Source organism: Roseovarius bejariae (genome assembly GCF_009669325.1).
Taxonomy (GTDB): Bacteria; Pseudomonadota; Alphaproteobacteria; order Rhodobacterales; family Rhodobacteraceae; genus Roseovarius; species Roseovarius bejariae.
The window spans coordinates 2,335,083-2,360,616 of record NZ_SZWE01000001.1 but is presented as its reverse complement, the minus strand read 5'-3'; the positions used below and the strand labels follow the sequence as shown (position 1 = coordinate 2,360,616).

General features: G+C 63.0%; 25 protein-coding genes. 10 read left to right on the top strand and 15 right to left on the bottom strand.

The window, feature by feature from the left end:
• Positions 1-86 precede the first annotated feature (86 nt).
• From greA to FDP25_RS11290, 3 genes are all read left to right on the top strand, one after another.
• Positions 87-557, top strand: a complete 471-nt coding sequence (gene greA, locus FDP25_RS11300; RefSeq protein ID WP_154151770.1) for a transcription elongation factor GreA — start codon at positions 87-89, stop codon at positions 555-557.
• Between the two features lie 13 nt (positions 558-570).
• A complete protein-coding gene (locus FDP25_RS11295) occupies positions 571-1,584 on the top strand; it encodes a hypothetical protein (RefSeq protein WP_154151768.1) in 1,014 nt (337 codons plus the stop codon).
• An 81-nt stretch (positions 1,585-1,665) separates the two neighbouring features.
• A complete protein-coding gene (locus FDP25_RS11290; protein ID WP_154151766.1) occupies positions 1,666-2,121 on the top strand; it encodes a universal stress protein in 456 nt (151 codons plus the stop codon).
• A gap of 2 nt (positions 2,122-2,123) precedes the next feature.
• Here the strand turns inward: FDP25_RS11290 and FDP25_RS11285 are convergent, their stop codons facing one another.
• From FDP25_RS11285 to FDP25_RS11265, 5 genes are all read right to left on the bottom strand, one after another.
• A complete protein-coding gene (locus FDP25_RS11285) occupies positions 2,124-3,617 on the bottom strand; it encodes an AMP-binding protein (protein WP_154151764.1) in 1,494 nt (497 codons plus the stop codon).
• The gene (gene sauS / locus FDP25_RS11280) at positions 3,614-5,017 is read right to left on the bottom strand and encodes an acylating sulfoacetaldehyde dehydrogenase (protein ID WP_154151762.1); all 1,404 of its coding nucleotides are present in this window, start codon (positions 5,015-5,017) and stop codon (positions 3,614-3,616) included. Before sauS ends, FDP25_RS11285 begins: the two co-directional genes overlap by 4 nt.
• A gap of 68 nt (positions 5,018-5,085) precedes the next feature.
• Positions 5,086-6,054 carry a tripartite tricarboxylate transporter substrate binding protein gene (locus FDP25_RS11275; protein ID WP_154151760.1) on the bottom strand — a complete coding sequence of 323 codons (969 nt, stop codon included), beginning with the start codon at positions 6,052-6,054 and terminating at the stop codon, positions 5,086-5,088.
• Positions 6,055-6,095: 41 nt separating this feature from the next.
• Positions 6,096-6,560 (bottom strand): tripartite tricarboxylate transporter TctB family protein, encoded by a 465-nt coding sequence (locus tag FDP25_RS11270; protein WP_154151758.1) that lies wholly within the window; start codon positions 6,558-6,560, stop codon positions 6,096-6,098.
• Complete coding sequence (locus tag FDP25_RS11265) at positions 6,557-8,086, bottom strand: tripartite tricarboxylate transporter permease (protein WP_343032028.1); 1,530 nt, start codon at positions 8,084-8,086, stop codon at positions 6,557-6,559. The genes FDP25_RS11270 and FDP25_RS11265 overlap by 4 nt, the downstream gene beginning before the upstream one ends.
• Positions 8,087-8,306: 220 nt before the next feature.
• On the opposite strand from FDP25_RS11265, the gene FDP25_RS11260 reads away from it, so the two are divergent.
• The gene (locus FDP25_RS11260) at positions 8,307-9,323 is read left to right on the top strand and encodes a LacI family DNA-binding transcriptional regulator (protein WP_343032027.1); all 1,017 of its coding nucleotides are present in this window, start codon (positions 8,307-8,309) and stop codon (positions 9,321-9,323) included.
• Here FDP25_RS11260 and FDP25_RS11255 read toward each other — a convergent pair.
• Positions 9,320-10,060 carry a glutamine amidotransferase gene (locus tag FDP25_RS11255; protein WP_154151756.1) on the bottom strand — a complete coding sequence of 247 codons (741 nt, stop codon included), beginning with the start codon at positions 10,058-10,060 and terminating at the stop codon, positions 9,320-9,322. The two genes, FDP25_RS11260 and FDP25_RS11255, sit on opposite strands and share 4 nt — an antisense overlap.
• A gap of 213 nt (positions 10,061-10,273) precedes the next feature.
• On the opposite strand from FDP25_RS11255, the gene FDP25_RS11250 reads away from it, so the two are divergent.
• Positions 10,274-11,491, top strand: a complete 1,218-nt coding sequence (locus tag FDP25_RS11250) for a 3-deoxy-D-manno-octulosonic acid transferase (protein WP_154151754.1) — start codon at positions 10,274-10,276, stop codon at positions 11,489-11,491.
• Positions 11,491-12,483: a tetraacyldisaccharide 4'-kinase gene (gene lpxK / locus FDP25_RS11245; RefSeq protein WP_154151752.1), complete on the top strand. Its 993-nt coding sequence runs from the start codon at positions 11,491-11,493 to the stop codon at positions 12,481-12,483. Before FDP25_RS11250 ends, lpxK begins: the two co-directional genes overlap by 1 nt.
• Positions 12,484-12,569: 86 nt before the next feature.
• On the opposite strand, the gene rpe is transcribed toward lpxK, so the two are convergent.
• The 3 genes from rpe to FDP25_RS11230 are packed head-to-tail and all read right to left on the bottom strand — an operon-like array spanning position 12,570 to position 14,772.
• Complete coding sequence (gene rpe / locus FDP25_RS11240) at positions 12,570-13,253, bottom strand: ribulose-phosphate 3-epimerase (protein WP_154151750.1); 684 nt, start codon at positions 13,251-13,253, stop codon at positions 12,570-12,572.
• Between the two features lie 59 nt (positions 13,254-13,312).
• Complete coding sequence (locus tag FDP25_RS11235) at positions 13,313-14,047, bottom strand: SDR family NAD(P)-dependent oxidoreductase (RefSeq protein WP_154151748.1); 735 nt, start codon at positions 14,045-14,047, stop codon at positions 13,313-13,315.
• Positions 14,044-14,772, bottom strand: a complete 729-nt coding sequence (locus FDP25_RS11230) for an SDR family NAD(P)-dependent oxidoreductase (protein ID WP_154151746.1) — start codon at positions 14,770-14,772, stop codon at positions 14,044-14,046. Before FDP25_RS11230 ends, FDP25_RS11235 begins: the two co-directional genes overlap by 4 nt.
• 162 nt (positions 14,773-14,934) lie before the next feature.
• On the opposite strand from FDP25_RS11230, the gene FDP25_RS11225 reads away from it, so the two are divergent.
• From FDP25_RS11225 to FDP25_RS11210, 4 genes are all read left to right on the top strand, one after another.
• The gene (locus FDP25_RS11225; RefSeq protein WP_154151744.1) at positions 14,935-16,572 is read left to right on the top strand and encodes a long-chain fatty acid--CoA ligase; all 1,638 of its coding nucleotides are present in this window, start codon (positions 14,935-14,937) and stop codon (positions 16,570-16,572) included.
• A 3-nt stretch (positions 16,573-16,575) separates the two neighbouring features.
• Complete coding sequence (locus FDP25_RS11220) at positions 16,576-17,592, top strand: phosphotransferase family protein (RefSeq protein ID WP_154151742.1); 1,017 nt, start codon at positions 16,576-16,578, stop codon at positions 17,590-17,592.
• On the top strand, positions 17,589-18,002 hold the full coding sequence (locus FDP25_RS11215) for a PaaI family thioesterase (protein ID WP_154151740.1): 414 nt from the start codon (positions 17,589-17,591) through the stop codon (positions 18,000-18,002). Before FDP25_RS11220 ends, FDP25_RS11215 begins: the two co-directional genes overlap by 4 nt.
• Positions 18,003-18,275: 273 nt before the next feature.
• A complete protein-coding gene (locus tag FDP25_RS11210) occupies positions 18,276-19,511 on the top strand; it encodes an NAD(P)/FAD-dependent oxidoreductase (protein ID WP_154151738.1) in 1,236 nt (411 codons plus the stop codon).
• Between the two features lie 17 nt (positions 19,512-19,528).
• Here FDP25_RS11210 and FDP25_RS11205 read toward each other — a convergent pair whose 3' ends face one another.
• The 6 genes from FDP25_RS11205 to FDP25_RS11180 form a co-directional block, all read right to left on the bottom strand.
• Positions 19,529-20,749, bottom strand: coding sequence for a phenylacetate--CoA ligase family protein (locus FDP25_RS11205; protein WP_154151736.1), 1,221 nt, complete (start codon positions 20,747-20,749; stop codon positions 19,529-19,531).
• 156 nt (positions 20,750-20,905) lie between these two features.
• The gene (locus FDP25_RS11200; protein ID WP_154151734.1) at positions 20,906-21,730 is read right to left on the bottom strand and encodes an ABC transporter ATP-binding protein; all 825 of its coding nucleotides are present in this window, start codon (positions 21,728-21,730) and stop codon (positions 20,906-20,908) included.
• A 97-nt stretch (positions 21,731-21,827) separates the two neighbouring features.
• A complete protein-coding gene (locus FDP25_RS11195; protein ID WP_154151732.1) occupies positions 21,828-23,111 on the bottom strand; it encodes an ABC transporter substrate-binding protein in 1,284 nt (427 codons plus the stop codon).
• A 90-nt stretch (positions 23,112-23,201) separates the two neighbouring features.
• On the bottom strand, positions 23,202-24,278 hold the full coding sequence (locus FDP25_RS11190) for a branched-chain amino acid ABC transporter permease (RefSeq protein ID WP_154151730.1): 1,077 nt from the start codon (positions 24,276-24,278) through the stop codon (positions 23,202-23,204).
• Positions 24,278-24,532, bottom strand: a complete 255-nt coding sequence (locus tag FDP25_RS11185; protein ID WP_154151728.1) for a hypothetical protein — start codon at positions 24,530-24,532, stop codon at positions 24,278-24,280. The genes FDP25_RS11190 and FDP25_RS11185 overlap by 1 nt, the downstream gene beginning before the upstream one ends.
• Positions 24,533-24,534: 2 nt before the next feature.
• Positions 24,535-25,521, bottom strand: a complete 987-nt coding sequence (locus FDP25_RS11180) for a branched-chain amino acid ABC transporter permease (protein ID WP_154151726.1) — start codon at positions 25,519-25,521, stop codon at positions 24,535-24,537.
• Positions 25,522-25,534 lie beyond the last annotated feature (13 nt).

Below are 25,534 nucleotides of genomic sequence, written 5' to 3'. Positions count from 1 at the left end.
GGTCAGGGCAATCTGGCGCGACCAAGCCGACAGACCTGCCGGGGGCGGCCCAAGGCCGCGCCCCGCAACGATAGTGGATAGTGACGATGGAAAAGATCCCGATGACCCGCAAGGGCTTTGCCGCCCTTGAGGCCGAGTTGAAGCACCTGAAGTCCGAAGAGCGCCCCGCCATCATCCGCGCCATCTCCGAGGCGCGCGAACATGGCGACCTGTCGGAAAATGCCGAATACCACTCGGCCAAGGAAAAACAAAGCTTCATCGAGGGCCGCATCAAGGAACTCGAAGGCGTCATCAGCCTTGCCGACGTGATCGACCCCGCGAAGCTGTCCGGCCCGATCAAGTTCGGTGCGAAGGTCACACTGGTTGACGAGGACACCGACGAGGAAAAAACCTACCAGATCGTCGGCGAATACGAGGCCAATATCGAAAACGGCCTGCTGAACATAAAATCGCCCATCGCCCGTGCCCTGATCGGTAAGGAAGAAGGCGATAGCGTCGAGGTCCGCACGCCGGGTGGTGAAAAATCCTACGAAGTGCTAAACGTCGACTATAGCTGACAGGCCGTCCCAGATGTCGAAAACCAAGGGCCAAAGCTCCGCTTCAAAAGGGTTTGGCGACAAACATAACGCGCAAGGCGTGACCGCGATCGAGGTTATCGCGCTAATCCTCACTGTCCTTTGGTTGCTTGGGACGGCGATCTTTTTCCTCGCCATGGGGTCCGACGGCGGGAACGGCGGCGGCGCCCTGCGCTTCGTGATGATCCTGCTGGCCATCTTCATGCCGGTGGCGATGATCTGGGTGGCGGTCACCGCCGCCCGTGCCTCCCGCGTCATGCGCGAAGAAAGCCTGCGCTTGCAAACCGCAATCGACGCGATCCGCACCGCCTATCTGAACCAGACCAAGACACAGGCCGAAATCAACGACCCGTCTGTCACCAAGAAACTCGAAGAAATCGCCGCCGCACAGCGCAAGACAGAAACCGCGCTGGCCACCTTCTCGACCATCCGCACGGCCACCGACACACCCCGTCCCGCCCCGGCCGAACCAACACAGCAAGGCGGCGAAGATCAGGTGGCCCTGCCCCTCGGCACCACTGCCGAGGATATGCAGCCCCCGCTGGATCGTGCCGATTTCATCCGCGCGCTGAATTTCCCCGAGAACGCCAATGACCGCGAAGGCTTTGCCGCTTTGCGCAAGGCCCTCAAGGACCGTTCCACCGCACAGCTTATTCAAGCCGCCCAAGACATCCTGACGCTGATGTCGCACGACGGCATCTACATGGACGACCTGCGCCCCGACATGGCCCGCCCGGAAATCTGGCGCCGCTTTGCCGAGGGCGAACGCGGCCGCCCCATCGCCGCCCTTGGCGGGATACGCGACCGCTCCTCGCTGGCGCTGACGGCCGCGCGCATGAAACAGGACACCATCTTTCGCGATGCGGCCCACCACTTCCTGCGGCTCTTCGACCGGATGTTCACCCAATTCGCCGACTCCGCCACCGACGCCGAGATTTCCGAGTTGTCCGACACCCGCACCGCCCGCGCCTTCATGCTGTTGGGCCGTGTGGCCGGAACGTTTGACTAACACCATCCCCATCACGGGAATTTCAGCGTATTGCGCGGCACGCCGTTTGCCCCCATGATGCGCGCAAGGGAGAATGTGATCATGCGCAAATTTATGGTGGTCCTTGATGACAGCCGCGAATGCCTCAACGCCATGCGGTTCGCCGCGATGCGCGCCGCACACACGCAGGCCGGTGTCGAAGTTCTGGCGGTGATTCCCCCCGAGGAATTCAATCACTGGATCGGCGTCGGCGACATCATGCGCGAAGAAGCGCGCGAACGCATCCACGCCCATTTCGAGGTCTTCGCCAAATGGATGCGCGACAAGCAGGGCGTCGACCCCGAGCTGGTGATCCGCGAAGGTGAACCCGTGTCCGAGATCATCGCACAGGTTCAGGACGACCCCGAGGTCGGCGTTCTGGTGCTGGGCGCGGGCACCGGCAAGAAAGGCCCCGGCCCATTGGTCACGCAACTGTCCCGTAACGCGGGCGATCTGCCGATCCCGGTCACGATCGTACCGGGCGATCTGTCCAAGGAACGGCTCGAAGCCATTACATAAATTCAGGCAGACGGCAGGATATCGGCCAGCTTCAATCGCTGAATCTTTCCCGATGGCCCTTTCGGCAGTTCCTCCATGAAATGGATCATGTCCGGCGATTTGAACGGGCCCAGCCGATCACGGCAAATCTCGATCAGTTGCGCAGGCTCAAGCCTGGACCCTTCACAGACCCGCACTGCGGCCTCCACCGTTTCGCCGTACTTCGTACAGGCCCGTGCAAAGGCCGCCGCTTCCACCACGTCCGGATGGGTATAAAGGGCCTCGTCCACCTCGCGCGGGGCGATGTTTTCGCCGCCCTTGATAATCAGCTCCTTCAGGCGCCCGGTGACGAAAACATAGCCCTCGTCGTCCATCCGCGCCAAATCCCCGGTGCGCAACCATCCGGCACGAAACGTCGCCTCGGTGGCCTCCGGGTTCTTGAGGTATTCCAGCATCACGTTTGGCCCGCGCACCACGATTTCGCCTTCGTCACCGCGGGGCACCTCGCGCCCCTCGCCATCCTGAATCTGCACCTCGCAGCCAAAGGCGACACCGGGCGAGCCGATCTTGCGTGGCGCAGGCGGCAGCGGGTTCGACAGGATTTGCGCCGCTGTCTCGGTCAGGCCCATCGTCTCGATGATCGGCACCCCGAACCGCGTCTCGAAGGCCTGTTGCGTTTCCACCGCCAAGGCGGACGAGGCCGAGCGCCCGAACCGCAACCGCCCGCGACACCCCTCGTCCGGCTCTGTCTTGCCGTGCAAAAGGTGCGAAATGATCGTCGGCACGACCGAAAACCACGTGACCTCGGCCACCCCTGCCTGTGCCCAGAACTGCGAGGCCGAAAACCGCCCCGTCATCGCCAGTGATCCGCCTGAAACAAGGCTGGCCATCACGGTCACGCACAGCCCGTTGATGTGGTAGATCGGCAAGACGCAAAAGCCCCGGTCATCCGGCGTCAGACAATGCGCCACCGCCGTCGTCCAGCCCCCTGCCAGAAGGCTGGCGTGGCTGTGCACCACCCCCTTGGGCCGCCCCGTGGTCCCCGAGGTATACATGAGCAACGCGTGATCGCCGGGCACGACATCGTGCAAATCGGCCTCCTCGCCCCCCCCAAGCGGCAGCGAGGTCATCCCCTCCCCCGCTGCCGCCGCGAACAAATCGGTGCAATCTGGATGCACATAGGCAAACCGCGCCTCGGAATGCTCCAAGGCATAGGCGATGGCATCGCGCCCGGCGGCAAGGTTGATCATCACCGCGCGGAACCCGCCATAGGTGGCCCCATAAAAGGCACATAGCGCCTCGCGACTGTTGGGCGCGATGATTGCCACGCTTTCCCCCTTGGCCACGCCCCGCGCCGTCAGCGTCCGGGCAAACTCCATGGCCCCATCGCGCAGCACTGCCCACGTCAGGGTATCGTCGGTCTCGGGAAACACGACTGCCACGCCACCGGCCCCGGCACGCATGTCCAGCCAATCACGAATGGTGCCCTCGGGCGGTGTCTCTTGATGCAATTTCATTTCCCGGCCTCGTCCCAGTAACTCGCGAAAATCTCCTCAAGGCTCGGCTCGCGTGGCGGGATTTCCCGCACGATCCGTGTGGATTGCAGGAAATGCCGCCAATGCAGGTTCTCATGCGTGGCATTCCCCCCCCACGAGCCACAGCCCATCGACAACGAAAACGGCATACCGTTGGTAAACGACCCGCCCGTCGCAAACGTGTGGGCTTGATTGACGATCACCCGGCTGGTGGGAATCGCCCTTGCCAGCGTCATCGGTCGCTCCGTATCCGTACTGTGCAGGCCCACGGAATGGCCCGCGCCCTGATGCAACTGGATGGCACGTGCGGTCTTGACCGCGTCGTCAAAGTCCGACGCCCGGTAAAGCGCCAAAACCCGGCTCAGCTTCTCACCGCTCAAGGGGTGATCGGGGCCAATGCCACTGGTCGGCACAGCGATATAATCCGTCCCGTCGGGCACTTTCCCCTCCAGCCCCAGCGCCGCGATCATCTTGTCGGCATCCTGCGCAATGACCTCGCGGTTCAGATGCCCATCCGGCCAAAGCGCCACGATCACGGCGGCCTCGTCATCCACCACGGCACCCCCTGCGGCGGCCATGGCCTCGACAAAGGCGTCATAGACCGCGTCCACCACCACAACCGAATTCTCCGAGGAACAGGACGTCGCATTGTCAAAACACTTGGACGCACGAATTTTCTCGGCCGCAGCCGCCAGATCGGCGGTCTCATCGACGATCACCGTCACATTGCCCGCCCCCACGGCCACCGCCGGGGTGCCCGCCGTCTGCGCCCGGTGCACGTTGTTCTGACTGCCGGTGCACACGATCTTGTCGCAGCCTTCCATCAGGGCCTGTGTCTTTTCCTTCGATCCCGGCGCCGGCACCATCTGCACCAGATCCGGGTCTTCGCCGATCTTGGCAAATTCCGCATGGATATACCCAAGCAGCACCTCGCAACTGGCCACACCCTTGGGCGAGGGGGCCACCACGATCGAGTTGCCGCATTTCAAGGCGTTGATGATGTTGTTCGCCGGGGTCGCCGCCGGGTTGGTCGAGGGCACGATCGCCCCCACCACCCCCATGGGCCGCGCGATCTCGGTGATGCCGGTCTCGGGATCGTCCGAGATCACCCCGTAGGTCACCGCCTCCTTGATGTCCCGCATCAGGCCCAGCGTCTTGCGATGGTTCTTGGTAATCTTGTCATCCACATTGCCAAGCCCGGTGGTCTTCACCGCCAGCTCGGCCAGTTCCCGGTTGCGCGCGGGCTCCATGATGGCCCATGCCACGGCCTGCGCTGCCCGGTCATAGCGCGCCTGACTGCCGCCCGCCTCGTACCGGGCCTGCGCAGCACGCGACCGGGCAATCACATCTTCCAGTTGGGCAAGGGGGCTTGGCGCGTTCATCTCTTGATCTCACTTTGTTGGGGACCGGGGCGCGCGCATACGCGCCCCGGCAGGTTGCGAATTGCGAATTACAGTCCGGACAGAAGCTCTTGCAGGGTCTCCTCGCGGGCCGCCCACATCTCAAGCACCTCGTCACGCGTCATCACGTGCATCGGGCTGCCACCGGCCTTCATCTTCTTGGCAACACGGCCATTCTTGAACATCTCAGGCACGGTTTCCGCCAGCTTGTCGATGATCGGCTGCGGCGTGCCCTTGGGCACCATCACGCCCCGGAAATTGACCGAGGAATTGTCGATATCGAAACCCTGCTCGGCCATGGTCGGCACCTCGGGCAGGAAATCACTGCGCTCAAGGTCAAAGACCCCAAGGATCTTGACGTTGCCCGCCTGCTGCGCACGGAAGGCATCCGACAGGTTGTTCACCCCGCCCAGCACTTCACCGGCGATCACGGCCTTCATTGCGCCGGCGCCGCCCTTGTTGTTGGGGATATAGGCCAGTTTCACACCGGCGGCCTTTTCAAGCTGCAAGGCCGCGATATGGTGCCCCACGAAAAGCCCCGCCCCCGAAAACGTCAGCTTGCCGGGGTTTTCCTTGGCATAGTTCACCACGTCTTCCATCGAATTGAACGGGCTGTCCGCCGCCACCACGAAAACCGCCGGGTCGGCGCCCCAGTTGGCGATCGGCTCGAAGCTGTCGGCGGAATAGCTCACCCCGCCCTCGATGGACTGGGCGATGAAATGCGGGATGTTGTAGGCACCCAGCGTATACCCATCCGCCTCGGCCTGCGTCGCAAACCAGTTCCAACCAACGCGCCCACCGGCGCCCGGCTTGTTGATGATGGCAATCGGCATGCCAAGTGCATCCTCGTTGGCCGCGGTCATGGTCACGATCCGGGCCTGGAAATCGGTGGCCCCGCCCGCACCATAGCTGACCATCATCATCAGCGGACGTTCGGGGTAGTTCCCGTGACCATCCGCCGATGCGGCGCCAGTCAGGGACATCAGCGCCATAGACGCTGCAGCAATCAGTTTCTTCATTGGTTCTCCTCCCATTGGGTTGGCTCTGCCGTTGTTACGGTTCAGAAGAAAATCTCTCGCGGTGTGAACACGTTCAGCAACATCGCGAAGAGACCGTACATGACCGCCAGGAACCCGGCGGTGATGACAACACGCTTGATCCAGGTGCGCGCCTCGTTGTGCGGCGATGGATCGTAAAGCGTCAAAAGAATGAAAAAGGCGATGGTCGAGGCGGTATAGAACCCAAGGCCCTTGGCCGCCCAGAAGATATAGATCAAGGCCACGATCAACCCCGGCGCGATATTGATCACCGCCGTCCGGTTCAACCCATTGCCGACCTTCGTCTTGCCGATAACGGCCTTGCCAAAGGTCCAGAGCGCCAGCACCACGAAAACCGACGAGATCATCCGCGGGAACAGGAAGGCCTGCGCCGGTTCCGCCGTATAGCTGACATAAGTCACACCCACGCCGACAGCCGCGACAATCCCGCTGGCCAGAATATGTTGTGTGCGCCAAAACTCGGTCATGACAATGCCTCCTCTTTGGCCACGGCCTCGTCCTTGGTGGTGTAGCGACGGTGCCGAAGCTCCATCCACACCGAGTACCCGATCGAGGCCACGACAATCGCGATCAGCGTCAGGTTCAGCGGCCCGGTCAGGAAATAGGTGCCAAGGTTCGACGTGGCATTGGCGATCATCGCGCCTTGCACGAAATTCGCTTCGGCAATCGGCCCAAGGATCAGGCCCAGAACCAAGGGCGCGGCGGAAAAGCCGAAGCGCTCAAGGAAATACATTCCCGTGCCCAGCGCGGCCATGACATAGACATCGCCCATCGAATGTTGCACCGAATAGCTGCCGAACACCGCCAGCCCCAGCACCACCGCCGCCATCACCGCATTGGGCACCTGCGCAACACGGGCGGCCAACCCGGCCACGTAAAGACCGAAAATGCACATCATGACCTGCCCGATCAGCATCGAATTGATAAAGGTCCAGGCCACCTGCGGGTGATTGTCGAACAAATCGCTGCCCGGAAAAATCCCATGGATCAGCAGCCCACCCAACAGCACCGCCGCCGTGGGCGATCCGGGGATCGACAGGGTCAGAAGCGGCACAAGGCTGGGCCCGACCATGGCGTTATTGGCGCTCTCGGCGGCGATGATCCCCTCGCTGTGGCCGGTGCCGAATTTCTGGCGCTCCGGGCTCATCTTGCGGGATTGGTCATAGGCCACCAGCCCGGCAATCTGACCGCCCACACCGGGGATAAGCCCGATGAACGAGCCCACCGCCGTCCCGATGGTCAGCGCGCGCGACCGCCGCACCACCTCGGCAATGGCCTCGCGGATGGGGTGGCGCTCCACACTCAAGACCTCGGCCTCCAGATACTTGCGGCCATTGGCGAACATGGTGATCACCTGCGGAATGGCAAACAACCCGATCAGTGCCGGGATCACGTTGATCCCGCCCGCCACGGCATCGTGAAAGATGAACCTCTGCGCGCCCATGATGTCGTCAAACCCGATGGTCGCCAGCCACAGGCCGATACAGCCCGATAACAGCCCCTTCACCACCGAAGCGGAATCCAGCGACCCAATCACCGTCACCCCCAGAATCGCCAGCCAGAACAGATGCGACGGCCCAAAGGCCAAGGCCCATTGCGCCAAAAGCGGCGTCAGGAAAATCAACAGCATGACACCGAAAACGCCCCCCACCAACGAGGCCAGGAACGACAGTTGCAACGCTTTCGCCCCCTGTCCCTTACGGGCCAGCGTATGACCGTCCAGCGTGGTGGCGATATTCGCCGGCGCCCCGGGAATCTTGAGCAGGATGGCACTCACCGCGCCCCCTGCCACGGTCGAGGTATAGGCCGCCCCCAAAAGGATCAGGCCCTGCGTCGCATCCAGTTTGAACGTGAAGGGGATCAACAACGCCACCGCCATCGTCGGCGACAACCCCGGCGTTGCCCCAAGGATCAACCCGCCAATCGTGCCAATCATCAACAACGCGAAGTTGATGGGCGTAAAGACGTCTCCCATGTAGCCAATGAATTCCACTTGGGCGGCCTCCCTTTTCCTCCCAAAGCGTTTCGACTTTGACCTGAGGTCTCAGACAAAAAACGAAACGCACACCATGATCCGTGTCTTGCACGGCATTTCGCGAAACGCTGTGATCCAGTTTTTCGCGAAACGCTTTAGTTGACTTTTAACGGTAAGCCATGAAAACAGTATTGCAAATGTTTTCATTTTTGACCGTCAGAACGGGGGTTAAACGACTGTGAGAAAAGATAAAAAAGCCGACATCATCGCCGTTGCAAAGGCCGCTCGCGTGTCCCCCTCGACGGTCTCGCGCGCCTTCAATCACCCCGATCTGGTCAAGGCGGCGACTCGCAAGAAGATCGACGCCGCAGTGCGGCGTCTGGGCTATATCCGCAACCGCGCCGCGCAAACCATCCACGGCATCCGCAGCGGCACCATCGGCCTGATCGTGCCCACCATCGACCACACGATTTTCGCCGAACTGGTCCAGAGCTTTTCCGACGCCGTCGAAAAACAGGGCTTCACCATCCTGCTCGCCTCGCACGGCTACAGCCTCGAACACGAATACGCCCTGACGCGCAAGATGCTGGAACACCGGGTCGATGGCGTGGCCCTCATCGGCGTCGAACACTCGAAAGACACATACGCCCTTCTGGAAGAGCAGGATATTCCGGCAATCTTGCTGTGGAACGTGGCCGACGACGCCCCGATCCCCTGCGTCGGGTCCGACAACTATCTTGCCGGGCGGCTGGTCGGGGATCATGTCGTGCAGCTCGGGCACCGCGATCTCGCCGCCGTCTTTCCCCCGCTCGACGGCAACGACCGCGCCGCGCGCCGCTTTGCCGGGATCATGGACGCCCTGCACGAGGCGGGCCGCGACATCCCCCCCGAGCGCTGCCTTGAAACCCTCTACAGCGTCGCCGACGCCAAGCAGGCCGTGCAGGCCCTGATCGCCACCGGCCCACCGCCCAGCGCCATCCTCTGCGCCAATGACGTGCTGGCATGGGGCACGATGCACGCCCTCGCCCGCGCGGGCCTGCGCGTTCCCGATGACGTGACCGTCACTGGCATCGGCGACTTCAAAGGCTCCAAGGATTTCGAGCCCCCCCTTACCACCGTCCGCATCCCCGCCCCGCAAATCGGCGAACGCGCGGCGGACATGATCGTGGCCTCCATCACCGGCACCGATCCGGCACCACAAAACGCCGTGGTCGCGCCCGAACTCAAGATTCGCGCAACCTGTCGGGCCGTCTAGCCACCGTACCGCTTGACGAAATTCCGCAAGATCACCTCGGGTGCGGTCACATCCGCCGCCCGGCACATGGCAATCAGGTCACTGGCCGTTTCCGGCGGGAAATAGCCCTTGTGCTTGTAGATATTGATGCGGGTCTCGAACCCTGCCGCGTCCGCCTCGGGGTGAAACTGCGTGGCATAGACATTCCGCCCATGCCGAACCATCTGAAACGGACAGGCCGTTGAGGCCACCAGATGCGCGCAACCCTCGGGCAAGGCCTGAAGCGCCTCCTTGTGACCCACGAAGGCATCGAACCGCTCCGGCACCCCCTCCAGCAGCGGGTCGTCCCGCCCCGCCTCCGTCACCGCACAGGCCGAGGTGCCCACCGGCTCGCCATAACGCGCCTTGCTGACATCGCCCTCCAGATGCTTGCCCAGAATCCCGATCCCATAGCAGCACCCCAGGAACGGCAGGTCGCGCCCCGTCACCTCCGGCATGATCGACAAGACCTCGGCCTCGATCCTGGCCTCGACCGGGCTCTTGTCGTCGGGTGCATCGCTCACACAGCCCGGCCCGCCGCCCACGATGACACCGGCCAGAGCGTCCAGATTCAAATCAGCGGGCAAAGCCTCCTGGTCCAAACGCACCCGCCGCACTTGCCCCTCCGCAAGCCCCCCCTTGCGCAGGATCGCCGCGAATTCATCGTCGGCGGCCTCGGCCTCGGGGCGCAACTGCAGGATCAAGAACGGCTTACTCATGGGACAGGCGCCTCATACTCATCTCGGATGCCGATCCCCTCGCGCATCTCCCGCCCCCCGTCAAGATGGCACGGCGCCCCTTCCGCTTGACGCGGGCCGGCGATAGAATACGCTGCACGGCCACGCCAGACATGCCCAAGGACAGCCCCGCCATGGCCTCGCGCCCCGCATTTTCCACCGCTGCACACGCGCCCCGCGCCACAGGGTAACCCGATGGCGCAATCCCTTTCCCTCGCGGCCTACCTCGCCTATGCCCGCCGTGGCGGCAACGGTACCACCATGCACGACATCCCGCGCCCCAAGGGCGCGGTGATCTGGGCGCATGCGGTCGATGCAGGCCGCGCCGACGCGCTGGTGCAACTGGCCGAACGGCTGGCTGCACAACGCCCCGGCCTGCATATGGTCCTGACCACCCCCGACGACAGCGCGCCGGTCAACCGCAACAGCAAGGCCGTCATCTGGCGCCCCCTGCCCGAAGACACCATCGCCAGCGCCGAATCCTTCCTCGCCCACTGGCACCCCGCACTTTGCCTCTGGACCGGCGGCGATCTCAAACCCGCCCTGCTCACCACCGCCGACAAGATGGGCCTGCCGCTCTACCTCGTGGATGCCGACGAACAACTGCTGACCCGGCGCAGCTGGCGCTGGTTCCCCGACATGCCACGCGCGCTCTTGTCCCTCTTCACTCTCGTTATCGCCCGCAACGAGGCCACGGCCCGCCTCCTGCGCCGCCTCGGCATCCAGGACGAGGACATCGCCGTCACCGGCCCCTTCCGCGAAGGCACCATTTCCCTGCCTTGCAACGAATCCGACCGCGAGGAACTCGCCGGGCTCCTGCGGGGACGCCCCGTCTGGCTCGCGGCCATGGCCAACCCAAGGGAATTGCCCATAATTCTCGACGCTCACCGGCAAGTCAGCCGTCAGGCCCACCGCTCGCTTCTGGTGATCGTCCCGGACGATGAAACCGAAAGCCCCGGATTTCAGACCAAACTGGACGAAAGCGGCTGGCGGTATGTCCTGTGGTCCGAAGGCGCCCTGCCCGAGGAAACCACGCAGGTTCTTCTGGCCGATACCCACGGCGAAATGGGGCTCTGGTACCGCATCGCGCAAATCACCCTGATGGGCAGCTCGCTCATTCCCGGGCAATGGGGCCGCGACCCGAATGAACCCGCCGCCCACGGCTCGGCCATTCTCTATGGCCCCAACGTGCGCCGCTACCTCTCCAGCTACTCGCGCTACGCCGAGGCCGGCGCGGCCCGGATCGTCAAGGATGCCGACAGCCTCGCTGCCGCCGTCCTCTCCCTCATCCCGCCCGATCAATCGGCGGCCATGGCCCACGCGGCATGGGATGTGGCCTCCGAAGGGGCCGGCGTAACCGATCAGATCCTCGATCTGGTGCAAGACACCCTCGACGCCCTGGAGGGCGAGTGATGCGCGCGCCCCGCTTCTGGTTCACCCCGCCCGACCGGCCTGGTCTGCGCGCGCGCCTGCTGGCCCCACTGGGCGCACTCTACGCCAAGGCCACCGCGCGGCGCGTGGCCCACGCGCCGAAGGTGCGCCCCGGCGTTCCGGTGATCTGCGTCGGCAACCTGAACGCGGGCGGCACCGGCAAAACCCCGACGGTGATCGCCCTCGTGCAATGGCTCACCGGGCAGGGCCTCACCCCTGGCGTGATCTCGCGCGGCCACGGCGGCTCCCTGCCCGGCCCGGTCGAGGTGGATGAACGCCGCCACAGCTACGAGGAGGTCGGCGATGAACCCCTCCTCATCGCCGCCTTCGCCCGCACATGGGTCGCCAAGGACCGCGCCGCGGCGGCGCAGGCCGCCGAAACGGCGGGCGTCGACGTGATCGTCATGGACGACGGCCACCAGAACCCGGATGTCGCCAAGGACATCACCCTCATCGTGGTGGATGCCGCCAAGGGATTCGGCAATGGCCGCTGCCTGCCCGCGGGCCCGCTGCGCGAACCCATCGGCCCCGGCCTCGCCCGCGCCGACCTGCTGCTTTCCATCGGCCCCCGCCCGGCGCAGGACAGCTTTGCCGTAACATGGGGCAAAACCATCGCCATCCCCCACCTCACCGGGCAACTCGCCCCCCTGCAAACCGGCATGGACTGGTCCGACATGCGCGCCCTCGCCTTCGCGGGTATCGGCCACCCGGGCAAGTTTTTCGCCACCCTGCAAGGGCTGGGCGCCACCCTCGCCCGCGGCGAAGCGCTGGAAGACCACCAACCGCTCACCCAATCCCTGATGACCCGACTGGAGAGCGAGGCGAACCTCCTCGGCGCGCAACTGGTGACCACGGAAAAAGACGCCGTGCGCCTGCCCAAGGAGTTCCGGCAAAAGGTCATCACCCTGCCGGTCCGGCTGAAGATTGACGATATGACTCCACTGAAAAAACGGCTGGACCAGACGCTGCAATAACAGCGCCCGCCCCCGTCTTCATCTTTCCCAAAATACTCTGGGGGAGTCGCCCAAAGGGCGGCGGGGGCAAAGCCCCCAAATCGACCTCAGCCCGCGACTGCCGCCCGAATGGCGCGGATGTTCTCGCCATAAGGCGCGGGGTCGCTCACGCTCCCGCCCTTGAACACCGCCGAACCGGCCACCAGGACATCCGCCCCGGCCTGCGTCATCAAGGGCGCGGTTTCGGGTGTGATCCCGCCGTCGATCTCGATGTGAATCGGCCGGTCGCCGATCATCTCGCGCAACCGGCGCACCTTCTCCACCTGGCTATGAATGAACTTCTGCCCGCCAAAGCCGGGGTTCACCGTCATCACGCAAATCAGGTCCACCATGTCCAGAAGGTATTCCACCTCCTCCAGCCCCGTCGCCGGGTTCAGCGCGAGGCCCGCCTTGCAGCCCGCGCCGCGAATGGCCTGAAGCGTGCGGTGGGTATGCGCGCCCGCTTCCAGATGGGCCGTCAGAACATCGGCCCCCGCCTCTGCAAAGGCCTCGATATAGGGATCGACCGGCGCAATCATCAAATGCACGTCCATCACCGTGTTGATGTGCTTGGCAATGGCGGCGCACATCGGCGGCCCGAAGGTCAGGTTCGGAACGAAATGCCCATCCATCACATCCACATGGATCCAGTCGGCGCCCTGCGCCTCCACCGCTTCGATTTCCTGCCCGAAGTTGGCGAAATCGGCGGACAGGATGGACGGTGCGATCTTGACGGAACGGTCGAACGACATGGCAAATGCTCCCCTTGGCTGCCCTGCACATGCGGTCTCGGCGCGCGAAGGTCAAGACCTCACGGCAGGCTCAGCTGCGCCATCCGCCCGCCATCCACGGTCCAGACCTGCCCGGTGACAAACCCCGCCGCATCCGACAACAGCCAGACGACCAGGGCCGCCACCTCCTCGGCGCGGCCCGTCCGGCCCGCCGGATGGATACCTCCGATCCTGGCGCGAAACGCCGCCGGGTCGCCAAGGCTTTCGATGAAGGCATCGTTCAACTCGGTATCGATCCACCCCGGGGCAACAGCATTGCAGCGCACCCCGTCATGGCCATGATCCACCGCCACGGCCCGCGTCAGCGCATGAAGACCGCCCTTGCTGGCGCAATAGGCCGGGTGGCGCGGGTTCGCCCCCAGCCCCTCGATCGAGCCGATATTCACGATCGCCCCGCCCCCCTGCTTCAGGTGCGGCATGGCGTGACGGATCATCATGAACGGCGCCGTCAGGTTCACCTGAAGCGTCGCCGCCCAATCCGCCACGCTTGTTTCCTCGACGGTGCCCTCGCGCATCAACCCGGCACAATTTACCAGCATGTCCAGCCGCCCGGCCCGATTGATCACCTCACCGACAATCCGCTCGGGGCACCCCGGGTCCATGAAATCCGCCACGATCCCCTCATGCACTGGCTCCTCGCCGCGCTGCGCCGTAAAAACCCGCGCACCACCGGCCGCCAAAGCCGCCGCCGTGGCCGCACCCATACCGCTGCGCCCGCCGGTGACCAGCGCCACCTTGCCGTCAAATCCGCTCATTGAACTGCCTTTCCGCCATTCGCTTCAATCAGGGCCCCGCACAGATACCGTGCCTGATCCGAGGCAAGGAACACCACCACATCGGCGATATCCTCCGGCTCCGCAATCCGCCCCAACGGGACCGAGGCGTCAAGCGCCTCGACCGCCTTGTCCGGGTCGAACCCGCGCGCCGCAAACCCTGTGCGCAACATAGGGGTGTTCACCTCGTTGGGGCAAACCGCATTCACACGGATACCCTGATGCGCATGATCCATGCCAAGGCACTGCGTCAGCGACGCCACCGCAGATTTCGACATCACGTAAAGCGGATGATTAGGCCCCGGATGCACACCCCAACACGAGGCAACGTTGACAATCGCCCCGCCACCGGCGCGTTCCATGATCGGAATGGTCGCCCGGCACAAGCGAAACGGCGCCTCGACGTTGATCGCCATGGTTCGGGCATACTCCTCGTCCGTGGCCTCGGTGATCTTGCCCCGTGTAATGATCCCCGCGTTGTTCACCACGATATCCAGACCGCCCAGGGCCTGCGCTGCCTGCTCCGGCAAGCCATCACAAAACGCGGCCTCCGTCAAATCCCCACACAGGCTGACATCCCCGGCGCTCTCGGCCAGATCGGCCCCGGCCACCTTGGCCCCCCGTGCCTGCAATGCCGCCACGATGGCCCGCCCGATGCCACCCGCCGCGCCTGTTACCAAGGCGCGCTTGCCCTCGAATTCCTGCATTTCGCCCTCCCCGCACGTCGCGTTTCCCCCAGCACACCACAACCACTTCACACCGACCAACCGGAAACCGACGCCTCCGCGTCGTTTCATGCAGGCCAATTGATCCCGTCCGGCTTTCATGCCACCGTCACCGAACCGCGCGACAGGGAGGAGACACAGCAGATGAAAGGCATGATGCAGCATCGCCCGCTGAGGATCATCGACATCCTCAGCCACGCCGCCGAGGCCTTCACCGATCAAGGCATCATATCGGTCCGGGACGAGGGTGATATTCACCACGCCACTTATCCCGAAATCCTTGACCGCACCGCGCAACTGGCCCACGCCCTCGACGCGCTTGGCGTGCTGATGGGCGACCGCGTGGCGACGCTGGCATGGAATGGCCACCGCCATGTGGAGCTTTACTATGCCCTCGCGGGAATCGGCGCGGTCTGCCACACGGTCAACCCCCGCCTTTCTCCCGAACAGATGGCCTATATCCTCAACCACGCGGGCGACAGCCTTCTGTGCATTGATCCAAGCCTCGTACCCGTGGCCGAGGCCGTGGCCGATGAGGCCCCCAAAGGCCTGCGCTACATCATCCTGAGCGACCGGGCACATATGCCCGACACCACCCTCGATGCACTCTGCTACGAAGAGCTGCTGGAGGGGCAGCCCACAACCTACCACTGGCCCGATTTCCCCGAGGAGACCGCCTCGGGCCTGTGCTACACCTCCGGCACCACAGGCCACCCCAAGGGCGCGCTCTATTCGCACCGCTCCACCGTCCTGCACGCGCTCACCGTGCCATTGGCCCAAACTTCCAGCTTCGCGGCGGGCAAACGGGTGATGCCCGTGGTGCCAATGTTCCACGTCAACGCATGGGGCCTACCCTATAACGCGCCGCTGACAGGCATGACGATGGTCATGCCGGGCCGTCACCTCGATGGCGCAAGCCTCTGGCAATTGATGGAGGACCACGATGTTTACTCCGCATGGGGCGTGCCCACCGTCTGGGCCGGGCTTCTGGCCGAAATTGAGGCCAAAACCCGCGCGCCCCATGCCTTCCGCGATCTGGTGGTCGGCGGCTCCGCCGCCCCGGCCAGCATGACCGAGGCCTACGAGGGCTTCGGCGTCACCGTGTCCCAAGCATGGGGGATGACGGAAATGAGCCCGATTGGCACCCACGGCGTTGTCCCGCCCCGGCTGCAAAACGCGCCACTCTCCGAGCAAATGCAAATCAAGACCAGCGCGGGCCGCCGCAAATTCGGCCTCGATTTCAAACTGGTCGATGACGATGGCACGTGCATGCCCCACGATGGCGAAGCGGTGGGCGAACTTTACGTACGCGGCAATACCGTGATCACCGGTTACTACAACAATCCCGAGGCCACGAAGGCGGCTATGGACGCCGAGGGCTGGTTCGGCACCGGCGATGTCGCCTCCCTCACACCCGAAGGGCAACTCATCATCCGCGACCGCGCCAAGGATTTGGTGAAATCGGGCGGCGAATGGATCAGTTCGATCGACCTTGAAAACGCCGCCGTCTCGCACCCCTTGGTCAAAACCTGCGCCATCATCGCCGTGCCCCACCCCAAATGGGATGAACGCCCGGTTCTGGTGGTCGTTCCCGAGGGCGATACCCGCCCCACGCTCGACGACATCCACGCCCACATGGGCAAGCATTTCGCCAAGTGGCAGCTCCCCGATGACATTCTCTTCACCGATGAATTGCCCCTCACCGCCACCGGCAAAATCTCCAAACTCACCCTGCGCCAGCAGTTTGCCGATTACATCCACCCCGACCAGCGCAAGGGGTAACACATGAGCGATCTGAACCTCACCACCCTCACCCCTTGGCTTGAAGCGCATGTTCCCGGCCACACCGGCCCCATCGAAGCGCAAAAAATCACCGGTGGGCAATCCAACCCCACCTATCGGCTCAGCACCCCACAAGGCCCGCTGATCCTGCGCCGTAAACCGCCGGGGGTGCTGCTCAAATCCGCCCATGCGGTTGATCGCGAATTTCGCGTGCAAAAGGCGCTGGCCGATAGCGATGTACCAGTGCCCAAGATGCACGCGCTTTGCGAGGACGACGCCGTGATCGGCTCGGCCTTCTACGTGATGGAGGCCATTGAAGGCCGCACCTTCGATTCCCCTTGGCTCCCCGGCCTCACGCCCAATGAGCGTTCTACCATGATCGACTCGATGAACCGCGTCCTCACCGCCATTCACGAAGTCGATCTTGAGGCAACGGGCCTCACCGATTACGGCCCCACCGGAAACTACTACGCCCGGCAACTCGACCGCTGGACCAAGCAATACCACGCCACCCAGACCGAAGATTTGCCGGATATGGAGGCGCTCATCACGTGGCTGGGTGAAAACATGCCCCCCGACGATGGCCAACGCCGCCTTGTCCACGGCGACTACCGGCTCGATAACCTGATCTTCGCACCCGACGGCCCCCGCGTCATCGCCGTGCTGGATTGGGAACTATCGACCATCGGCCACCCCTACGCCGATCTGGCCGCCGTGATCATGCAATGGTCCATGCCCGCCACCGAACAGGGCCGCGGGCTGGCGGGTATTGACCGCGCCGCCCTTGGCCTGTGGTCCGATGACCACTTCATCGACACCTACTGCCAACGCCGAAACCTGCCCGGCATAGACCGTTTTGAGTTCTACCTCGGCTTTTGCTACTTCCGCATGGCCGCGATCCTGCAAGGGGTGAAAAAACGCGCCCTCGACGGCAACGCCGCCGACCCCGAGCGCGGCTTGCAACTGGGCGCCTATGTTCCGCAATTCGCCCGACAAGGGCTGGAGGCCACGACACGATGAGCCAAGACAACAGCCACCTGTTTGAAAAACCCTCGGCCATGGCCGCCCATCTGGGCATTGCGATGACCGACTGGCAAAAGGGTTATGCCCGGGTCGAGGTGCCCATCGCCCCGCATGTTGCCAACCGGCAGGGCATCCCACACGGCGGGTTGCACGCCACCTTGATGGATACCGCCATGGGCTTTGCCGGATGTTTCACCGGCGACCCGGACAAATCCCAAATGGCCCTGACCCTGTCGATGACGGTCAACTACCTTGGTCAGGCGCAGGGCAGCCGCCTGATTGCCGAAGGACGGCTCACCGGCGGCGGCCGCAAAACCTATTTCGCCAAGGCCGAGGTGACGGATGATCTCGGCAACCTTATCGCCACCGCGACAGGGGTCTTTCGCTATCGCGGGACACCGGCGTAAGAGATACAGAACATGGGCAGAGGTATCTGCCGACAACCACCGCACCGCGTTCGTACGAAACGCCCGTACAAAACGTACAAATCTCACCGCGCGCCCTGTTAACCTGCCGGTCTGCGGTAAAAAATACCGACGCGATACCGACGTTCTACCGACGCGATGCCGCCAAGGATTTTTTTCGTTAACCCAATAACTTAGCAGTGATTCGAACATCCCCGCTTGTCGTCCCCCGAAACCTCCGCTTAGATGCCCCCGAACCACCACCCCGAGGGCCCCATGACAGACCTCAAGAAAATCGTCGTCATCGGCGCAGGTATCTGCGGCCTGAGTTCCGCCATCTGGCTGCGCCGTGCAGGCCATGAGGTGACACTGGTCGATCGCGACCACCCCGGCGCCGGGGCCTCTTTCGGCAACGCGGGGCTTCTGGCGCAATGGGCCGTGGTGCCTGTGAACACACCCGACATCATCACTACGGGTTTGAAATATTTGGCAAATCCCGGCTCGCCGCTGTTCCTGCAATGGTCCTACCTGCCGCGTATGCTGCCGTGGCTGGCACGCTTCGCCGCCCAATCGCGCAACTGCGATCACATGGTCCAAAGCCTGATCCCGCTTCTGACCGATAGCCTCGATCAACACCGCGCCCTGACGCGCGGCACCCGCGCCGAACACTGGGTCGCCAGCAGTGATTTTGGCTATGCCTATGAAACCAAAAAGGATTTTCTGGCCGATAAGCTCAGTTGGGACTACAAGCGCAAGGCCGGGTTCATCCCCGAGGTCCTCGAAGGCCCCGCCGTGCAAGAGGCCGAGCCGATCCTAGGCCCGCGCATCGGGTGCCTCGCCACCCTCAAGGGTCACGGCCATATCCTCAACCCCGGCGCCTACATGGAGGATTTGGCACGCGTTCTGGAGGATGAGGGCGGCACATATACCCGCGCCGAAGTCACTGATATCAAACTGGAAAATGGCCGGGTAACCCAAGTGGACACAGATACAGGCCCGCTTCCCTGCGACGCCGCCGTTCTGGCCGCCGGCATCTGGTCAAAACCCCTCCTGCGCAAGCTGGGCGTCAAGGTCCCGCTAGAGGTCGAGCGCGGTTATCACCTGCATTTCTCCAACCCCTCGCAAACGGTCCGCAACCCGATGATGGTGGCCAAGGGCAAATTCGCCGTGAACCCCATGGAAAACGGCCTCCGCTGCGCCGGAATGGTGGAACTGGGCGGGATCGAGGCAGGCCCCTCCAAGGCCCCTCTCGCCCTCATCCACAAACACGCCAAACGCGCCTTCCCGGGCCTCACCTACAGCCATGTCGAGGAATGGATGGGCTTCCGTCCCTCCACCCCAGACAGCCTGCCCTTGATCGGTGAGATTGGCCAAACCGGCGTGCATGCCGCCTTCGGACATCAGCACATCGGCCTAACCGCCGGCCCCAAAACCGGCCGCCTTCTGGCCGACCGCCTCAGCGGTCGACACCCCAATATCGACATGGCCCCCTACGACGCCAACCGTTTCTGAATAAAGGGTTTTTCGGCTTAGTCGTAGCTGCGCTGATCCTCGATCACCTTGCCGTCATTCGGTAGGCTTCCCGGCGCCACGATCTCGACCCGGCCCTTGAGCTTCAGGGCATCGGCCACTGACCCGGCATAGCCTTCGGCATCACCGCCCTCGGCCTCGATCTGCACGGTCATCACATCCATCTCGCCTTCACGGCTGGCAATGACCCGCGCCTTGGCGATCTCGGCGTGCTTGGCAACCAAGGCGGCCACCTGCTCGGGGCGAACGAACATGCCCTTGATCTTGGTCGTCTGATCGGCCCGGCCCATCCAGCCCTTGATGCGGGTGTTGGTGCGCCCACAGGGGCTTTCGCCGTCCATCATGGCGCTCAGGTCGCCCGTGGCAAAACGGATCAGCGGATAATCGGGGTTCAGCGTGGTCACCACCACCTCCCCCACTTCACCGGGGGCCACCGGATCCCCCGTGCCGGGGGTCACGATCTCGACGATCACGCCCTCATCAAGGATCAACCCCTCCTGCGCCTCGCTTTCATAGGCGATATTGCCCAGATCGGCCGTGGCATAACACTGCAAACAGGCGATACCGCGATCCGCATATTCCTGCCGCAGCGACGGGAACAGCGCCCCACCGCCCACAGCAGCCTTGGTGATCGACAGCGAAAGGCCCATCTCATCGGCCTTGTCCAGAATGATCTTCAGGTAATCGGGCGTCCCGGCATAGGCGGTCACGCCAATATCATGCGCCGCCCGCGCCTGAAGCTCGGTCTGTCCGGTTCCGGCGGGCAAAACAGCGGCCCCAACGGCCCGCGCGCCATTCTCGAAAATCATCCCCGCCGGCGTCAGGTGATAGCCGAAACAGTTCTGCACGATATCGCCCTTTCCCACGCCACAGGCATGCAGGAAACGGCCCATCCGCCACCAGTCATGGCTATCCCCGCCCGGCTCATAAATCGGGCCAGGCGATTGAAACACATGCGCAAATTGCGAGGCCGCCCGCGTGGTCAGCCCCCCGAAGGGTGCCGAAGCCCCCTGCGCCTGCCCAAGGTCGGACTTGCGCAACACCGGGAGTGCGGCCAAATCCGCCACGCTCTTCACCGCCGACGGGTCCACCGCCTTCAGGCGGTCACCATACCCTGCCAAGCCCTTGGCACGCTCGATCTGCTCGGGCAGGGCCCGGGCGTACGCCGCAGCCCGCTCATCCGCGCTACGGGTTTCCAGTTCGTCGAAATATTTGCTCATATCGTCATCCCCCAAGTGCCACTCTGCTCCACGTGGCGGAAACTTGACCTATTGATGTCGGGCACCTCACGGGTGCTCCTTGTGAAATCTTGCGGCCTGCCCGAATAACGCGACTGCCGGTTGGGCAGCCGCCGTTTTGCCGGGCCTCTGAGGCCCTTAGCTCAGCCACCGTTTGCGGCGGCGATAACTGCGTACATCGCGAAAGCTCTTGCGCCCCTCGTCCGACATCCCAAGGTAAAATTCCTTCACATCCGGGTTCTCGCGCAGGTCGGCGGCGGGGCCATCCATCACCACGCGCCCCGATTCAAGGATGTATCCGTAATGCGCAAAACGCAGGGCAACGTTTGTGTTCTGCTCGGCCAACAGGAAGGTATAGCCCTCCTCCTCGTTAAGCTTTTTCACGATGTTGAAAATCTGCTCCACAAGCTGCGGGGCAAGGCCCATGCTCGGCTCGTCCAGAAGAATGGTCTCGGGGCGGCTCATGAGCGCACGACCGATGGCCACCATCTGCTGTTCCCCACCCGAGGTATAGCCCGCCTGCGATCTGCGGCGCTCCTTCAGGCGCGGGAAATAGTCGTAAACCATCTCCAGATCGGCATCGATCTCACCACGGCTCGATCCGCGGGTATAGGCGCCTGTCAAAAGGTTTTCCTCGACGGTCAGATGCTCAAAGCAATGTCGTCCTTCCATCACCTGAATCACGCCCTTCTTCACAAGGTCCGAGGGCACCAGATCCTGCACGCGCTCGCCGCGATAGGTGATCGAGCCCTTCGTCACCTCGCCGCGCTCCGATTTCAGAAGGTTCGACACCGCCTTGAGGGTCGTCGTCTTGCCCGCACCATTGCCGCCCAAAAGCGCGGTGATCCCGCCTTTCGGCACGCTCAGGCTGACGCCCTTCAGAACGAGGATCACATGGTTATAGATCACCTCGATATTGTTGACCTCAAGCAGCTTCTCTTCGGTGCGTCCTGCGTCGAGCATGATGTATCTCCGTCACGGTCCCGAATGGTCGGGGCCTTCCTGTGTCTGGTGTGGACGCGGCGGCCATTCCGCCGCGCCCTATATCGTCAGAGGCCGATCAGTTGCAGCGCAACTCGATACCGTTTTCCTCGGCAAAGCCCATCGAGTCTTCCTCGATCAGCGGCGCAAGCACCTCCTGATCCGACTGGAAGTACTCGGTGATCAGCTTGAACTCACCTGCTTCGGCATCCCACTGCGACACGGCGCCAAAGCCGTTGCCGCCATGGTTTTCACAGCTCACCTTGAATTCCGGGCCAAAGTTGGGAAGGCCGATTGCGGCCATCTTTTCTTCGGTCATTTCAAGGTTTTCCATACCGTCCCGCATCTGCGCGGCATTGATCACCGAGGTACCGTGCATCTCTTGCGCGGTCTTGATTGCTTCGGCGGCCAGCATCGCGGCATACATGCCACGGTTATACAGGACCGAACCGATCTGATCGCCCGCACCGGCGGCATTTCCGGTGTCGACAACATGCTTCTGGATGTCGTCATAGACCGGGTAATCGCTGCCGATGTTGTGGAAGGTCAGCGCCTTGTAGCCATCGGCACGCTCGCCTGCCGCTTTCACGTCGTTTTCCGAACCGGACCACCAGACGCCGATGAAATTTTCCATCGGGAAGCGGATGTTCACGGCTTCCTGAATCGCGACTTGGTTCATCACGCCCCAGCCCCACATCACAACGTAATCAGGCTTCTCGCGGCGGATTTGCAGCCACTGCGATTTCTGCTCCTGACCGGGGTGATCCACCGGCAGAAGGGTCAGGTTGAAACCATGCTTCTCGGCCAGACCTTCCAGGGTCCGGATCGGCTCCTTGCCGTAGGCCGAGTTGTGATAGACAAGCGCAATGGTCTTGCCGCTGATGTCGCCATCGTTCTGGTCCAGAATGTGGGTCACGGCATGGCTTGCACCATCCCAGTAGTTGGCCGGGTAGTTAAAGACCCATTCGAACACCTTGCCGTTCTTGGCCGAGGTCCGGCCATAGCCCATGGTGTGAAGCGGGATACCATCCGCCGACACTTTCGGGATCAGCTGATAGGTGATGCCGGTCGACAGCGGTTGATAGACAAGCGCGCCTTCCCCCTTGGTCGATTCATAGCATTCCACACCCTTCTCGGTGTTATAGCCGGTCTCGCATTCGATGAGGTTGATCTTCTCCCCGCCGATGCCACCGTCCCGCTGGTTGAGCAGGGTAAAATAGTCCTGATACCCGTCCGAGAACGGAATCCCGTTCGCGGCATAAGGCCCCGTGCGATAGCTGGTATCGACGATCGTCAGATCCGCCAGCGCCGGGGCTGCGGCCATCACGGCCGCCACGGCTGCGCTAAAGATTGTCTTTTTCATCGGTTCATTTCCTCCCTTGGTGTTGTTCCGATGTTGCGATGCGCCGGGGGTTATCCGCCCCCGATCCATTCTCTCCTCTCGGGCCCGCCCCTAGTGCGGGAAGGGCCAAAGCCTCAGTTTCTCTTTCGCCACGCGCCAAAGCTGCGCAAGGCCGTGGGGTTCGGCGATCAGGAAGACCACGATGAGGCCCCCCACGATCATGAATTCCAGATGCGCCGCGAGGTCGGTTGGCCAGCCAAGCGTGCCCACCAAGACGTTCTTCAGAAGTACCGGCAACAGCACGAGGAAGGCCGCCCCGGCAAAGCTGCCAAAGATCGACCCAAGCCCGCCGATGATCACCATGAACAGGACAAGGAACGACTTGGTGATGCCAAAGGCCTCGCCCACCTCGACCGCGCCGAGGTAGACCGCGAAGAACAACGCCCCCGCGATCCCCACGAAAAAGCCCGAAATCATGAAGGCGGTCAGCTTCGCGCGCAGCGGGTTCACCCCGATGATCTCGGCGGCGATGTCCATGTCACGAATGGCCATCCATTTGCGCCCCGCCATGCCCCGCGTCAGGTTCCGCGCAAGGATCGCGCAAAGCACGGTAAAGACCAGACAGAACAGGTAGGCCGCCCAAGGCGCTGTCTCGGCGCCGGTCACCGGCACGCCGAAAACCGTCCGCTCCGGTGCGCTGATCTGCCCCGAGGCCGAATAGTTGTAGAACCACGGCACCCGGTTGAACAGCCAGACCAGAAAGAACTGCGCCGCCAGCGTGGCCACGGCAAGGTAAAAGCCCTTGATCCGCAAACTGGGCAGGCCGAACAGCACACAGACCGCCGCCGTCACCCCCCCCGACAGGATCACGTGGAACAGGATGTTCACCTCGGGAAAGGCCGTCATCAGCTTGTAACAGGCATAGGCCCCCACGGCCATGAAGCCCCCGGTCCCAAGGCTCACTTGCCCGCAATAGCCCACAAGGATATTCAGGCCAATCGCCGCGATCGAGTAAATCAGGAACGGCAGGAAAACCGCGTTCACCCAGTAATCGTTGATGATAAAGGGCACCACGGCAAAGGCCGCGATCAGAACCGCATAGTACCGGTAACGGTCGAACTTGATCGGGAAGGTCTGGCCGTCCTCGACATAGGAGGTCTTGAAATCCCCCGCCTCACGATAGAACATTACAGAACCTCCCCATGAATTTCGTCGTCCTCACGCTTTTCCGCGCGGTTTGCGGGCTTGGCATACCCAGTCTCCTCCGAGTGGCGCACCAGCCAGAAATAGGCCAGCATTCCCACCCCGCCGCCAATCGCGGCCAGAATTGCGGCCGTCACCATCTGCCCGGTCTGGTCAACATCCGCCGTGAAGGCGAGATACCCGAAGGCCCAGAAGCCCGACCATGCGATGACATTGGCAATGGCAATCAGCTTCCTCATCGCTACACCCTCTCGATGATCTTCTCACCGAACAGGCCCTGTGGCCGGAACACGAGGAAGATCAGCGCGAGAACATAGGCGAACCAGTTCTCGGTCGCCCCGCCCATCATCGCGCCAAAGGAAAACTCGAACAGCTTCTCACCAACCCCGATGATCAGGCCACCCACGATGGCCCCCGGGATCGAGGTGAACCCACCCAGCATCAGAACCGGCAGGGCCTTCAGCGCGATCAACGACAGACTGAACTGCACGCCCGATTTGGTGCCCCACATGATACCGGCGACCAAGGCCACGAACCCGGCCAGCGACCAGACCATCACCCAGATGAAATTCAGGCTGATACCCACCGACAGGGCCGCCTGGTGATCATCGGCCACGGCGCGCATGGCACGGCCCTGCTTGCTGTATTGGGCAAAGACAACCAGCGTGAACACCAGTGCCGCCGCAATCGCCGTCGCGAACAGGTCAAGATTGTCGATGAAGAACCCGTAGTCGAAGATGTTGTAGGTAACTTCGTCGATCGTCGCGTTGATCCCCTGCGGAAGACCGACATCCAGCTTCTTGATGTCGCTGCCCCACATGATGTCGCCAAAACCTTCAAGGAAATAGGCAAGGCCGATGGTCGCCATGAACAGGATGATCGGCTCCTGGTTGACCAGATGCCGGAACACGAAGGTGTTCACCGCCCAGGCCAGCAGGACCATCACCACCATGGTCAGAAGGATCGCCAGGATCGCCGGCACATGCCATCCGAAATGGTGAATCTCGGTCCCCAGCACCGCGTTGATCAAATGGCTGAAGGGCACCTGCCCCTGCATGATCCCCACAAGTGTCAGCGCCGCGAACAACGCCATGACCCCCTGGGCATAGTTGAAAATGCCCGAGGCCTTGTAGATCAGGACAAAGCCCAGTGCGACGAGGGCATAAAGAACGCCCGACATCAGGCCGTTCAGGAAGACCTCCATTCCCCAGATGAACTGTTCAGGCATGGTTCAAGCCTCC

What these genes read in the sequence shown, in the direction of transcription:
- sauS (WP_154151762.1), bottom strand. Translation starts at nt 5,017, where the DNA reads ATGAACGCGCCAAGCCCCCTTGCCCAACTGGAAGATGTGATTGCCCGG.
- rpe (WP_154151750.1), bottom strand. Translation starts at nt 13,253, where the DNA reads ATGTCGTTCGACCGTTCCGTCAAGATCGCACCGTCCATCCTGTCCGCC.
- FDP25_RS11230 (WP_154151746.1), bottom strand. Translation starts at nt 14,772, where the DNA reads ATGCAGGAATTCGAGGGCAAGCGCGCCTTGGTAACAGGCGCGGCGGGT.
- FDP25_RS11195 (WP_154151732.1), bottom strand. Translation starts at nt 23,111, where the DNA reads ATGAAAAAGACAATCTTTAGCGCAGCCGTGGCGGCCGTGATGGCCGCA.
- FDP25_RS11185 (WP_154151728.1), bottom strand. Translation starts at nt 24,532, where the DNA reads ATGAGGAAGCTGATTGCCATTGCCAATGTCATCGCATGGTCGGGCTTC.
- FDP25_RS11180 (WP_154151726.1), bottom strand. Translation starts at nt 25,521, where the DNA reads ATGCCTGAACAGTTCATCTGGGGAATGGAGGTCTTCCTGAACGGCCTG.
- greA (WP_154151770.1), top strand. Translation starts at nt 87, where the DNA reads ATGGAAAAGATCCCGATGACCCGCAAGGGCTTTGCCGCCCTTGAGGCC.
- FDP25_RS11275 (WP_154151760.1), bottom strand. Translation starts at nt 6,054, where the DNA reads ATGAAGAAACTGATTGCTGCAGCGTCTATGGCGCTGATGTCCCTGACT.
- FDP25_RS11255 (WP_154151756.1), bottom strand. Translation starts at nt 10,060, where the DNA reads ATGAGTAAGCCGTTCTTGATCCTGCAGTTGCGCCCCGAGGCCGAGGCC.
- FDP25_RS11270 (WP_154151758.1), bottom strand. Translation starts at nt 6,560, where the DNA reads ATGACCGAGTTTTGGCGCACACAACATATTCTGGCCAGCGGGATTGTC.
- FDP25_RS11295 (WP_154151768.1), top strand. Translation starts at nt 571, where the DNA reads ATGTCGAAAACCAAGGGCCAAAGCTCCGCTTCAAAAGGGTTTGGCGAC.
- FDP25_RS11210 (WP_154151738.1), top strand. Translation starts at nt 18,276, where the DNA reads ATGACAGACCTCAAGAAAATCGTCGTCATCGGCGCAGGTATCTGCGGC.
- FDP25_RS11250 (WP_154151754.1), top strand. Translation starts at nt 10,274, where the DNA reads ATGGCGCAATCCCTTTCCCTCGCGGCCTACCTCGCCTATGCCCGCCGT.
- lpxK (WP_154151752.1), top strand. Translation starts at nt 11,491, where the DNA reads ATGCGCGCGCCCCGCTTCTGGTTCACCCCGCCCGACCGGCCTGGTCTG.
- FDP25_RS11215 (WP_154151740.1), top strand. Translation starts at nt 17,589, where the DNA reads ATGAGCCAAGACAACAGCCACCTGTTTGAAAAACCCTCGGCCATGGCC.
- FDP25_RS11220 (WP_154151742.1), top strand. Translation starts at nt 16,576, where the DNA reads ATGAGCGATCTGAACCTCACCACCCTCACCCCTTGGCTTGAAGCGCAT.
- FDP25_RS11290 (WP_154151766.1), top strand. Translation starts at nt 1,666, where the DNA reads ATGCGCAAATTTATGGTGGTCCTTGATGACAGCCGCGAATGCCTCAAC.
- FDP25_RS11235 (WP_154151748.1), bottom strand. Translation starts at nt 14,047, where the DNA reads ATGAGCGGATTTGACGGCAAGGTGGCGCTGGTCACCGGCGGGCGCAGC.
- FDP25_RS11285 (WP_154151764.1), bottom strand. Translation starts at nt 3,617, where the DNA reads ATGAAATTGCATCAAGAGACACCGCCCGAGGGCACCATTCGTGATTGG.
- FDP25_RS11225 (WP_154151744.1), top strand. Translation starts at nt 14,935, where the DNA reads ATGAAAGGCATGATGCAGCATCGCCCGCTGAGGATCATCGACATCCTC.
- FDP25_RS11200 (WP_154151734.1), bottom strand. Translation starts at nt 21,730, where the DNA reads ATGCTCGACGCAGGACGCACCGAAGAGAAGCTGCTTGAGGTCAACAAT.
- FDP25_RS11205 (WP_154151736.1), bottom strand. Translation starts at nt 20,749, where the DNA reads ATGAGCAAATATTTCGACGAACTGGAAACCCGTAGCGCGGATGAGCGG.
- FDP25_RS11190 (WP_154151730.1), bottom strand. Translation starts at nt 24,278, where the DNA reads ATGTTCTATCGTGAGGCGGGGGATTTCAAGACCTCCTATGTCGAGGAC.